We start from the raw sequence: 11,605 nt of genomic DNA, 5'->3' as shown, positions 1-11,605 counted from the left end.
GTCCCGTTTCAAAATTTTCCCGCCCGTTCTCACCCGGGTCTCCGCTGCCTCACCCCGGCCACACCACCGCCTGTGTCTCGCTGTACGCGTGCAGCGCGTACGAGCCGACATCGCGCCCCACCCCGCTCCGCTTGAAGCCGCCGAACGGCGCCTCCATGTTGCGGCCGACCGTGTTGACGCCGACGCCCCCCGTGCGCAGCCGCCCCGCCACCCGGAACGCGCGCGCCACGTCGCCGGACCACACGTAATCCAGCAGGCCGTAATCGGTGTCGTTGGCGAGCGCGACGGCCCCCTCCTCGTCGTCGAAGGGGAGGACGACGACCACCGGGCCGAAGATCTCCTCCCGTACGACCCGCATGGCGGGGGTGCAGTCGGTGAAGAGGGCGGGGGCCACGTAGAAGCCGCGCGGGAGGGACGGGCGGTCGCCGCCGGTGATCAGGTGGGCACCTTCCTTGCGGCCCAGCTCGACGTATGACTCGACCCGGTCGCGGTGGGCGGCGGAGATCAGCGGGCCGACGACCGTGTCCCGCTCCCCCGGGTCGCCGATCTTCAGGCGCGCCGCGTACCCGGCCAGCCGCTCCACCAGCCGGTCGTGGATGCCGCGCTGGGCGAGGACGCGCGTCGGAGCCGTACAGATCTGTCCGCTGTAGAAGGAGTACGTGGTGCCGATGCCGGCCACCGCCGCGTCCAGGTCGGCGTCGTCGAAGACCAGCGCGGCGCCCTTGCCGCCCAGCTCCATGAGCTGGCGTTTCATGCCCCGGCCGCAGACCTCGGCGATGCGCTGTCCGACGGCCGTGGAACCGGTGAAGCTGACCATGTCCACGTCCGGGGCATCCACCGCGGCCTCGCCCACCGACGGGTCCCGGCCGGTGACGAGGTTGACGACGCCTGGTGGTGCCCCGGCCTCGTCCAGCGCCTCCTGGAGCGCCTCGGCCAGGCGGTGGACGGAGAGCGGGTCCTGTGGGGCGGGCTTGATCACGACCGTGTTGCCCATGGCCAGGGCGGGCGCGATCTTGCCCGCCGGGTTGGCCCACGGGTTGTTGTACGAGGTGATGCAGGTGACGACGCCCACGGGGCGGCGGGCCGCGAGCGCCCCCAGTACGGCGGCCTTTCCGAACGGGCCCGCTTCGTTGATCTGCGGCGGCAGCGGGGTCTCCACGGGCTCCAGCGCTCCGCGCGCGTACCGCTTGAGGCGGGCGATGGCGACGCCGACCTGCATCACGCGCGCTGTGCCGGCCGTCGCGCCGGTCTCCGCGCGCGCGAGCCGGGCGTACGGGTCCAGGTTGCGCGCCAGGATCGCGGCAGCGCGGTCCAAAACCCGCGCCCGGGTTTCGGGCGCCGTGCGCGACCACGGTCCGAACGCTTCGCGCGCCGCGCGGGCCGCCGCGTACACCTGCTCGCGGCTCGCCTCCGCCGCCAGTCCGACGACCTCTTCGGTCGCCGGGTCGATCACCTCGTAGTGCCCGCGGTCGGGGGCCGTCCACTCGCCACCGATCAACAGCCGCTCGGGGGACGCATCGGGGGACGCGCTCACCGCGTACGCACCGTCTCGGTGTCCCGCCCCGACCGCAGCACCTTCCCCGGCACCGCCCCGGTCACCGCTCCGTCCCGTACCGTCTCGACGCCGTTGACCCGTACGCTCACAACGCCGGCCGCCCGCGAGTCCAGCCGCGGGCTGTCCCCCGGCAGGTCGTGGACCAGCGTGGCCGGGCCCGCCTCGATCCGCTCCGGGTCGAAGAGCACCAGGTCGGCGTGGCAGCCGACGGCGATCCGGCCGCGGTCGCGCAGTCCGAACAGCCGGGCCGGGTCGTTGGTCAGCATCCGGACGGCCGTTTCCAGGTCCACCAGCTTGCGGCCGCGCAGGCAGTCGCCGAGAAAGCGGGTCGTATACGGGGCGCCGCACATGCGGTCCAGGTGGGCGCCCGCGTCGGAGCCGCCCAGCATGACGTCCTCGTGCTGCCAGGTGCGCTGCCGCAGCGCCCAGCTTTCCGGGTCGTTGTCGGTGGGCATCGGCCACAGGACGGTGCGCAGGTCGTCCGCGGCGCAGATCTCGACCAGGCAGGGGAAGGGGTCCTGGCCGCGCTCGGCGGCGATGTCGCCGACCACGCGGCCCGAGAGGCCCGCGTTCGCGGTGGAGTACGTGTCGCCGATGACGTACCGGGCGAAGTCCGTCAGCCGCCGGAAGACGCCCGCCTCCTCGCTCGCCGCGCGCCGCAGCATCTCCTCCCGTACGGCGGGCTCGCGGAGCCGGGCGATGCGCTCCGGTACGGGCAGGGCGAGGATGTCGCCCCAGCCGGGGATGAGGTTGAGGGCGCAGAAGGTGCGCAGGGACATGTTCATCGGGGTGAGGATCGGCATGGTGAGGGCGACGATCCGGCCGCCCGCCTTACGGGCCCGTTCGCTCGCCTCCAGCTGGCGGGGCACGCGGTCCGGTACGGCGCTGTCGATGGTCAGCACGTTCCAGTTGAGCGGGCGTCCGGCGGCGGCCGTCATCTCCACGAGGAGGTCGATCTCCTCGTCCGCGAACCGGTCGAGGCAGCCGGCGACGATCGCTTCGAGCTGGGTGCCCTCGTGGTCGGCGACCGCGCGGGACAGGGCGAGGAGTTCGGCGGGGCGGGCGTGCCGGGAGGCGACCGGTTGGCCGTCGCCGTCGGTGTGGGTGGACGACTGGGTGGTGGACAGGCCCCAGGCACCCGCGTCCATGGCGTCGTGGAAGAGCCGGAGCATGGCGTCCAACTGGGCGTCCGTGGGCTGCCCGCCGATCGCGTCGGGGCCCATGACGTGGCGGCGCAGCGCGCAGTGGCCGACCATGAAGCCCGCGTTGACGGCGGTCCGGCCCTCCAGGGCGTCCAGGTACTCGCCGAAGGTGGACCAGTTCCAGGGCGCGCCCTGTTCCAGCGCCGCCAGCGACATGCCCTCCACGCGGCTCATCATGCGGCGGGTGTAGTCGGCGTCGCCGGGGCGGTCGGGGTTGAGCGGGGCGAGGGTGAAGCCGCAGTTGCCGCCCGCGACGGTGGTGACGCCGTGGTGCATGGAGGGGGTCGCGCAGGGGTCCCAGAAGAGCTGGGCGTCGTAGTGGGTGTGCGGGTCGACGAAGCCGGGCGCGAGGACGAGGCCGTGGGCGTCCTCGGTGGTACGGGCGGGGTCGGTGATCCGGCCGAGGGCGGCGATGCGGCCCTGGTGTACGGCGAGGTCGGCCTCGTACGCGGGGGCGCCGGTGCCGTCGACGATGGTGGCGCCCTTGATCAGGTGGTCCAGCATCCGGGTCCCTTTCGCTCGGAACGGCCTGGCCGGGCGGCGGTCTGCGCAGGCTTCGGCCTGGTCAGGCGGCGGCCCGGTCAGGCGACGTCCTGGTCAGGCGGCGCCCTGCCGGAAGCGGGCGGTCCGGTGCACCGGGTCGGTGTCGATCTTCGGGATGACGTGCTCGCCGATCAGCCGGATGGTGGTGAGGGTGTCCTCGCGCGAAACGCCGATGGGCAGGCCGAAGGAGAGCTGGTCGGCGCCGGCCTGCTCCCAGCGCTTGCACTGCCGGAAGACCTCGTCGGGGTCGCCGCAGATCATCAGCTCCTCGGCGATCAGCAGCTCGATGATCTCCTCGGTGTACTCGGGCAGCAGCTCGGGCCACTCCGGGATGCCCTCGGGGCGCGGGAACGTGTCGTGGTAGCGGAACAGCAGCGACTGGAGGTAGTTGAGCCCGCCGCCGACGGCGATCTCGACGGCCTTCTGGTGCGTCTCGGCGCAGATCGCGGTGGAGGTCACCATGACGTTGTCGTTGACGTACGCGCCGACCGGCTCGGCCTCCTTCACGGCCGTCTTGTACGACTCGACGACCCACTCCATGTCGGCGACCTTCTGCACGCTGAAGCCCAGCACGCCCAGGCCCTTCTTGCCGGCCATGGCGTACGAGGACGGCGAGCCGGCCGCGTACCACATGGGCGGGTGGGCGGGCCCGTACGGCTTGGGCAGGACCTTGCGGGGCGGCAGCTGCCAGTGCTTGCCCTTAAAGCCCTGGTACTCGTCCTGGAGCCACATCTTGGGGAACTCGGCGATGGTCTCTTCCCACAGCTCCTTGGTGTGGTTCATGTCGGTGACGCCCGGCATGAACCCGAGGATCTCGTGGCTGCCCGCGCCCCGCCCGGTGCCGAACTCGAAGCGGCCGCCGGAGAGGTGGTCGAGCATGGCGGCCTTCTCGGCGACCTTGACCGGGTGGTTGACCGGGGCGAGCGGGTTGAAGATGCCGGAGCCGAGGTGGATGCGTTCGGTGGCGTGCGCGAGGTAGCCCAGGTACACGTCGTTGGCCGACAGGTGCGAGTACTCCTCCAGGAAGTGGTGTTCGGAGGCCCAGGCGTACTTGAACCCGGACCGGTCGGCCTGGATGACGTACTCGGTCTCCTCCAGCAGTGCGTGGTGCTCCGCCTCGGGGTCCACCTTCGCCCGCGCGGCAGGTACGTAGCCCTGTACGAACAGCCCGAATTCCACGGAGGTTCACCGTCCCTCGTCCGCCCTGACGCGACCAACTGACGACTCGTCAGTTACGGGCCGACTGTGGCACCGGGCGGGCGGAGCGTCAATACCTGACGGGTCGTCAGAGGCGCGCGGCGCGTCGGGTATCAGCTGTCGACGTGCGGTGCCACGTCCATGGCGAACGCCGTCATCTGGTCGGTGAGTTCGGTACGGCTCCGGCTGCGGAACCGCACCTGGATCTGCTGTACGCCCATGGCCTTGTACTCCCGCAGCGAGTCCGCCAGCCGCTCGGGCGCCCCGGTGAGCGTGCGCCGCCCCACGTCCCACGCGGGCGCGCCCACGTACAGCGGTTCGGTGATGGCACCGGCCTCGGCGGGTGTACGGATGCCGGCCGCCTCGCGCAGCCGCCGAAGCTTCGCCAGCTGCCCCGGCAACTGGTCCCGGCGGTCGCCCTGCGGCAGCCAGCCGTCGCCCCGGACCGCCGCCCTGCGCACGGCGGCGGGCGACGAGCCGCCCACCCAGACGGGCGGGCGCGGCGCCTGCGCGGGGCGCGGCGACTGGCCCAGCCCCGCGAAGGCGAATCGTTTCCCCTGAAAGGCCGGGAACTCCTCGGGGCCCAGGGCCGCCTTCAGCGCGTCGATCGCCTCGTCCAGCAGGGCGCCGCGCCGCGCGAAGTCCACCCCGAGGGCGTCGAACTCCTCCCGTACGTGCCCGGCGCCGACGCCCAGGATCAGCCGCCCGCCCGAGAGGTGGTCCAGCGTCGCGTACTGCTTCGCGGTGATCAGCGGGTGTCTGAGGCCGACCAGGGCGATGTGGCTGAGCAGGCGGACGCGGGTGGTGGCCGCCGCCAGGTACGCGAGGGTGGCGACCGGGTCGTACCAGACCGTGCTCATGGCCGCGGCCAGCCGGTGCGGCACGCCGATGTGCTCGCAGCAGGCGATGTAGGCGAAGCCGTGGCGGTCGGCGGCGCGGGCGATCTCCACGAGGTCGGCGGGCCCGGCCCCGGCCTCCCAGGGCTCCGCGTACAGGGTGCTCTGCGACTGCACCGGGAGCTGCATGCCGTACGACAGCCGCCCTTCGGGCAGCACCCGCACGCCGTCAGCGGCCCGGTCGTCCCGTGTGCCGTGCTCCGTATCCCTGTCCACGTCCACCCCCGCACGCCCGGCCGACAGCCCGTCCTCGACGGCTGGGGGCCATCGTGTGGGCTGATGGGACGTCGGGCAAGGGGGCGGGCGGGGATGCGGAGGTCAGGGCCTGAGGTGGGAGGGCAGCGAGCAGGCGGCGGTGCCGCCGGGCATCCGGTGCCGGTTGTCGGCCACCAGCCGGTAGACGACGTGCGCGAGCTGGCGGAACGGGGGCAGGGTGAGCAGCGCCCCGGGCACGGCCCAGACGCCCCGCGCGCTCATCAGCAGCTTGGCGACCGCCTGCGCCCCGCCGTACACCGTCCCGTGCGGGGTGATCCACAGGACCTCGTGCTCGGCCCGCTCCTGGGTGACGCCGAGCGCTTCGAGGTCGGTGAACTGCCAGGCGGTGACGGTGCAGCGGGGGCGGATACGGCGCTCGGCGAACCGCACGGAGGTGGTGCAGAAGCCGCAGTCCCCGTCGTAGACGAGTACGGGTCGGTTGCTCATGCCCCCATCATGCCGGGGCTTGATCGGAGGGGCCGAGCCGCTCCCCCTCGTCCGCGGCGGCCCGCAGCAGCAGGTCGGCCAGCTCGCCGGGGCAGGACAGCATGGGCCAGTGGCCGGTGTCGAGGTCGAAGAAGCCGTACCGGGGGTCGGCGAGCGCCGCGAAGCGCGGGTCGCCGGACGCCACCAGGTCACGGAGGGCCGCGGTGCTGGTGACGTTCTTCGTGCAGAAGATGCCGGTGACGGGCAGCGCGGCCGTGGCGCCGCTCAGCCGGACCGGCTGGGTGAGGGTGGGCAGCGGCTGCGGTGCGACGAAGCGGGCCAGCCGGTCCCGGCCCTCCTCCGAGATGCCGTCCAGGCTGCCCCAGATGTCGGTCTCCTCGAAGGACGGTGGCGGCAGGCGCCAGCCGTCGCCGTGCTCCTGGGCGCGGCGGTGCAGTCGTTCCCGTACGGCCGGGTCGGGCAGCGCGTCCAGGACGGACACGCCGTCGGCGGGCAGGCCCGCGTCCACGCATACGAGGCGGGCCAGCCGGTCCGGGGCGCGGTCCGCGGCGCCCAGCGCCGGGTAGGCGCCGTAGCAGTGGGCGACGAGCACCGTCTCCCCCGCCTCGTCCTCCTCACCCGCGCCGACGTGGTCCAGGACCTGCGCCACGTCCTCGATGTGGGTGTTCAGGTCGGTGCCGGGCCCGGAGAGATGACGTCGGTCCCCCATGCCGGTCAGCGTCACCGGTTCCGCCCGGTGCCCCATCGCCCGCAGGTGGTCCGCCACCTCCCGCCAGATCCACCCTCCGGTGTAGCCGCCCGACACCAGCACGAACGTCGTCATCCACGCCACCTCCAGGCCCGCAGGACGCGGACGGTGCCCCGCGGGCGCGGTCCGCGCGGGCGGCCCGGTCCCGGCCGCCCGTCCCATGGTGGCTCACGCCGCGTGCGCCCACAGCCCTTCCGGCGTCAGCCCCAGCAGCTCGATGGCGTTGCCGCGGACGATCCGCTCGACCACGTCGGGCGCCAGGTGGCCCATCTGGGCCTCGCCGACCTCCCGCGACCGCGGCCAGGTGGAGTCCGAGTGCGGGTAGTCGGTCTCGTACAGGACGTTGCCGACGCCGATCCCGTCCAGGTTGCGCAGCCCGAAGGCGTCGTCGAAGAAGCAGCCGTACACATGGCCGGCGAAGAGTTCGGACGGCGGGCGCAGCACCTTGTCCGCGACGCCGCCCCAGCCGCGGTTCTCCTCCCAGACCACGTCGGCGCGCTCCAGGATGTACGGAATCCACCCGATCTGCCCCTCCGCGTACATGACCTTCAGGCCGGGGAAGCGGTCGAAGGCGCCGCTCATCAGCCAGTCGACCATCGAGAAGCAGCAGTTGGCGAAGGTGATCGTGGAGCCGACGGCGGGCGGCGCGTCGGCGGAGGTGGACGGCATCCGGCTGGAGGAGCCGATGTGCATGGCGATGACCGTCCCGGTCTCGGCACAGGCCCGCAGGAAGGGGTCCCAGTGCCCGGTGTGAATGCTGGGCAGTCCCAGATGTGGCGGGATTTCGCTGAAACAGACCGCCCGTACGCCACGTTCCGCGTTCCGGCGCACCTCGCCGGCGGCCAGCTCCGGGTCCCACAACGGGACGAGCGTGAGCGGTACGAGGCGTCCGCGCGCGGCCGGGCCGCACCACTCCTCGACCATCCAGTCGTTGTACGCGCGCACCCCCAGCAGCGCCAGTTCGCGGTCCTTGGCCTCGGTGAAGGTCTGCCCGCAAAAGCGCGGGAACGTGGGGAAACACAGGGCGGACTGCACATGGTTGGCGTCCATGTCGGCCAGCCGCTCCGGCACGCTGAAGGAGCCGGGGCGCATCTGCTCGTAGGTGATGCCTTCCAGTTTGATGTCGTCCCTGGCGTATCCGACGGCCGTGTCGAGGCGGGTCAGCGGGCGGTGGAGGTCCTCGTAGACCCACCAGTCGGCGAGCGGGCCCGGATCGCCGGGGCGGCCCATTTTCGGCGCGAATCTTCCGCCGACGAAGGTCATCTCCGCCACCGGCGCGCGGACGATTCGGGGGCCGATGTCGTGATATTTCGAGGGCAGGCGGTCCCGCCAGACATCGGGGGGCTCCACCGTGTGGTCGTCCACCGAGATTATCTTCGGAAAACTCTCCATGTTTTTACCGTAGCGCCGAACTGACGGCCCGTCAGTAATGCTGTGACCGGAGGGAATGGATGCACAGGACACGGGACTGCGCCGGGCGCGTACGCCGGGCGGCCGTACAGGCGGTTGAGCAGCGACGCAATCCATCGCGCCCGCACACGGGCCGCGCACGGGCAGCTGCACGCGCATCCGCACGGGATTCCGCACCCGCCCACAGCCCGCCGTCCCACCCGCCGCACAGCCGAACACCAGCCCGAACACCGGGCGTGGAGAGAGCGTGCTGAGACTGGACCCCTACTGACGTAAGGGGCTACGACAAGGCAGACTGGCCGATGCGAACGAAGTGCACAGGGCAGGGGGACACCATGGACGACGGTCCGGGGCAGGGCCAGGAGCGGCTCCGCTTCACCGTGCTCGGTCCCGTACGGGCCTGGCGCGGCGCGACCCCACTGGCGGCCGGCTCCCCGCAGCAGCGCGCGCTCCTGGCCGCCCTGCTGCTACGGGGCGGACGCACCGCCACCGCATCCGAACTCGTCGACGCCCTGTGGGGCGACGAACCGCCGCACGCCGCCCTCGCGGCGCTGCGCACGTACGCCTCACGCATCCGCAAGGCGCTCGGCGCCGACGCGGACACCCTGGTCAGCGAGTCCGGCGGCTATGCCATCCGGCCGGTCGACCACCAGCCGCTCGACCTGGACATGGACCACGCCGAGCAGTATGCGGCCGACGCCGAGAAGGCCAGGGCGGCCGGCGACCGCTGCCGGGCCCGCGACCTCCTGGACTCCGCGCTGGCGCTGTGGGACGGCGAGCCGCTGGCCAACCTCGCCGGGCCGTACGCCGAGAACCAGCGCACCCGCCTGGTGGAGTGGCGCCTGTCCCTGATGGAGACGCGCCTGGAGCTGGATCTGGAGCTGGGCTGCCACGCCGAGGCCGTCTCGGAGCTGACCGCGCTGACCGCCTCGCACCCGCTGCGCGAGCGGCTGCGAGAACTCCTCATGCTGGCGCTGTACCGCAGCGGCCGCCAGGCCGAGGCACTCGCCGTATACGCCGACACGCGCCGTCTGCTCGCCGATGAGCTCGGAGTGGACCCCTGCGCGTCACTGTCCGACCTCCAGCAGCGCATCCTGCGCGCGGACACGGAGCTGGACGCGCCCATCATGCCGCCCGAGGCACGCGACCCGGCGGAGCCGGTGTTCGTGCGACCACAGCAACTTCCGGCCACCGTCGCCGACTTCACCGGACGCGCCGCCTTCGTCAGGGAGCTGAGCGAGCAGCTGGCCACCGCCGAGGGCAGCGTGATGGCCGTCTCGGCGCTCACCGGCATCGGCGGCGTCGGCAAGACCACCCTCGCCGTGCACGTCGCGCACGCCGCCCACACGCACTTCCCGGACGGCCAGCTGTACGTGGACCTCCAGGGCGCCGGGCACTCCCCGTCCGACCCGGAAGCGGTGCTGGGCGCGTTCCTGCGCGCGCTCGGGACACCGGACGCCTCCATTCCGAACGGCGTCGAGGAGCGGGCCGCCCTCTACCGCTCGGCCCTGGCCGGCCGCCGGGTGCTCGCCCTCCTGGACAACGCCCGCGACGCCGCCCAGGTCCGCCCCCTGCTGCCCGGTACGGACGGCTGCGCGGCGCTGATCACCAGCCGGGTCCGGATGATAGACCTGGCCGGCGCCCACCTGGTCGACCTGGACGTGATGAGCCCTGACGAAGCGTTCACTCTCTTCACGCTCATCGTGGGCGAGGAGCGGGTGAACGCCGAGCGCGAGGCGTCCATGGACGTGGTCGGCGCCTGCGGCTTCCTGCCGCTGGCCATCCGCATCGCCGCGTCCCGGCTGGCCGCCCGTCGTACGTGGACCGTCTCCGTACTGGCCCGCAAGCTCGCCGACGAACGCCGCAGGCTGGACGAGCTGCGCGCCGGCGACCTCGCCGTGAACTCCAGCTTCGAGCTGGGCTACAAACAGCTGGAGCCGCGCCAGGCGCGGGCCTTCCGGCTGCTCGGGCTGGCCGACGGACCGGACATCTCGCTCGCCGCCGCTGCCGCCCTGCTCGACATGGACACCGACTCCGCCGAGGCCCTCCTCGAATCGCTCGTGGACACCTCCCTCCTGGAGTCCGCGGCCCCCGGCCGCTACCGCTTCCACGACCTGGTGCGCCTGTACGCGCGCTCCTGCGCGGAGCGCGACGAGCAGCCTCCGGAGGAGCGCGAGGCGGCACTGTCCCGGCTGCTGGACTTCTACCTGGCCACCGCCACCCACATGTACGCGCTGGAGCGCCCCGGCGACCGGCTGGCCGACCACACCGAGACGCCGCGCTACCCCGGCCTGGTCTTCACCGACCGCCACGAGGCGCTGAGCTGGCTGTTCAGCGAGACCCGCTGCCTGATCGCCTGCGCGCTGCAGAACACCGGCCCGAAGGCGCTGCGGCGCGCCGTCGACCTGCTGCTCCTGACCCGGGACATGGCCGAGTCCGGCGCCAACAACCGGCAGTACGAGCAGGCCAACCTCACCCTGCTGGCCGCCGCGCGCCGGTCCGGCGACCAGCACGCGGAGGCCCGCGTCCACTGGGCCCTCACCCCCACCTACACCCAGTCCGGACGGCTCACCGAGGCCGATGAGCACGCGAAGCTGGCCACGCTGCTGGGGCTGGCGACCGGTGACTCCTTCACGTCCGCCAACGGCCCCAACGACCGCGGCATCATCGCCAGCATCCTGCACCGCTACGAGGAGGCGGAGGGCTACCTGAACCAGGCCCTGCTCGCCTTCCGCGAGAACAACAACAAGCAGTCCGAGGCCAGCGCGCTGAACAACCTCTCGCGCCTGCACTTGGACACCGGGCGCGTCGAGAGCGCCATCCGGCTCGCCGAGCAGGGCACCGCCTGCTACCGGGAGGCGGGTGCCTCCCGCCGGCTCGGCAACGGCATGTACGCGCTCGGTATGGCCCTGACGCGCGCCGGCAGACTGGACGAGGCCACCGCGCAGCTGACCGAGGCGCTCGCCATCTTCCGGGACAGCCGGCAGCGGTTCTGGGAGGGCATGACCTACCTGCGGCTCGCCGAGGTGGACCTCGCGGCCCGCCGTCCGGCCAGCGCGGCCAACTACGCCGAGCAGGCCCTGTCCGCCCTGCGGGGGATCGGCGGCGGGCGCTGGCGGGCCGACGCGCTCACCACCCTGGGGCACGCCCTGAACCAGATCGGCCACACCGGCCGGGCGAAGGTCTGCTGGCAGGAGGTCATGTCCATCCACGAACAGATGGGCCTGCCCGTGGACGGTGAGGTACACAATCTCATCGCCCCTGTCGCGGTGGCATAAAACCGCCCCGGACCTCGGGCTTCAGGCGTTTATCGATCGTTCATCGCGAGGGGCCACTCTCTAATTACCGATCC

Annotated in this window: 8 protein-coding genes; 1 reads left to right on the top strand and 7 read right to left on the bottom strand. The window is 72.5% G+C overall.

Annotation, left to right across the window (positions count from 1 at the left end; all coding sequences use genetic code 11):
* Positions 1-49: 49 nt before the first annotated feature.
* The 7 genes from CP984_RS22885 to CP984_RS22855 all read right to left on the bottom strand — a co-directional run bounded on the left by CP984_RS22885 (position 50) and on the right by CP984_RS22855 (position 8,235).
* Complete coding sequence (locus tag CP984_RS22885; RefSeq protein WP_003981648.1) at positions 50-1,534, bottom strand: aldehyde dehydrogenase family protein; 1,485 nt, start codon at positions 1,532-1,534, stop codon at positions 50-52.
* Complete coding sequence (locus CP984_RS22880) at positions 1,531-3,261, bottom strand: N-acyl-D-amino-acid deacylase family protein (RefSeq protein WP_003981649.1); 1,731 nt, start codon at positions 3,259-3,261, stop codon at positions 1,531-1,533. The genes CP984_RS22885 and CP984_RS22880 overlap by 4 nt, the downstream gene beginning before the upstream one ends.
* A 93-nt stretch (positions 3,262-3,354) precedes the next feature.
* Positions 3,355-4,479 (bottom strand): LLM class flavin-dependent oxidoreductase, encoded by a 1,125-nt coding sequence (locus CP984_RS22875; RefSeq protein ID WP_003981650.1) that lies wholly within the window; start codon positions 4,477-4,479, stop codon positions 3,355-3,357.
* A 131-nt stretch (positions 4,480-4,610) separates the two neighbouring features.
* On the bottom strand, positions 4,611-5,522 hold the full coding sequence (locus tag CP984_RS22870; protein WP_043979138.1) for a TIGR03619 family F420-dependent LLM class oxidoreductase: 912 nt from the start codon (positions 5,520-5,522) through the stop codon (positions 4,611-4,613).
* 189 nt (positions 5,523-5,711) lie between these two features.
* Positions 5,712-6,095 carry a thiol-disulfide oxidoreductase DCC family protein gene (locus CP984_RS22865; protein ID WP_003981652.1) on the bottom strand — a complete coding sequence of 128 codons (384 nt, stop codon included), beginning with the start codon at positions 6,093-6,095 and terminating at the stop codon, positions 5,712-5,714.
* Positions 6,096-6,102: 7 nt separating this feature from the next.
* Positions 6,103-6,918, bottom strand: coding sequence for an alpha/beta fold hydrolase (locus CP984_RS22860; protein WP_003981653.1), 816 nt, complete (start codon positions 6,916-6,918; stop codon positions 6,103-6,105).
* A 93-nt stretch (positions 6,919-7,011) separates the two neighbouring features.
* Complete coding sequence (locus CP984_RS22855; protein WP_030182619.1) at positions 7,012-8,235, bottom strand: amidohydrolase family protein; 1,224 nt, start codon at positions 8,233-8,235, stop codon at positions 7,012-7,014.
* A gap of 353 nt (positions 8,236-8,588) precedes the next feature.
* On the opposite strand from CP984_RS22855, the gene CP984_RS22850 reads away from it, so the two are divergent.
* The gene (locus tag CP984_RS22850; protein ID WP_003981655.1) at positions 8,589-11,531 is read left to right on the top strand and encodes an AfsR/SARP family transcriptional regulator; all 2,943 of its coding nucleotides are present in this window, start codon (positions 8,589-8,591) and stop codon (positions 11,529-11,531) included.
* The last annotated feature ends 74 nt before the right edge of the window (positions 11,532-11,605 follow it).

It is taken from the genome of Streptomyces rimosus, from assembly GCF_008704655.1.
GTDB classification, from domain to species: Bacteria; Actinomycetota; Actinomycetes; order Streptomycetales; family Streptomycetaceae; genus Streptomyces; species Streptomyces rimosus.
Note: the sequence above shows the minus strand (reverse complement) of the source record. Positions and strands in the feature narration are given on the sequence as shown.

Bases quoted from the DNA above. Each gene is read 5' to 3' on its own strand.
- CP984_RS22880 (WP_003981649.1), bottom strand. From the start codon at position 3,261: ATGCTGGACCACCTGATCAAGGGCGCCACCATCGTCGACGGCACCGGC.
- CP984_RS22870 (WP_043979138.1), bottom strand. From the start codon at position 5,522: ATGCAGCTCCCGGTGCAGTCGCAGAGCACCCTGTACGCGGAGCCCTGG.
- CP984_RS22865 (WP_003981652.1), bottom strand. From the start codon at position 6,095: ATGAGCAACCGACCCGTACTCGTCTACGACGGGGACTGCGGCTTCTGC.
- CP984_RS22860 (WP_003981653.1), bottom strand. From the start codon at position 6,918: ATGACGACGTTCGTGCTGGTGTCGGGCGGCTACACCGGAGGGTGGATC.
- CP984_RS22855 (WP_030182619.1), bottom strand. From the start codon at position 8,235: ATGGAGAGTTTTCCGAAGATAATCTCGGTGGACGACCACACGGTGGAG.
- CP984_RS22850 (WP_003981655.1), top strand. From the start codon at position 8,589: ATGGACGACGGTCCGGGGCAGGGCCAGGAGCGGCTCCGCTTCACCGTG.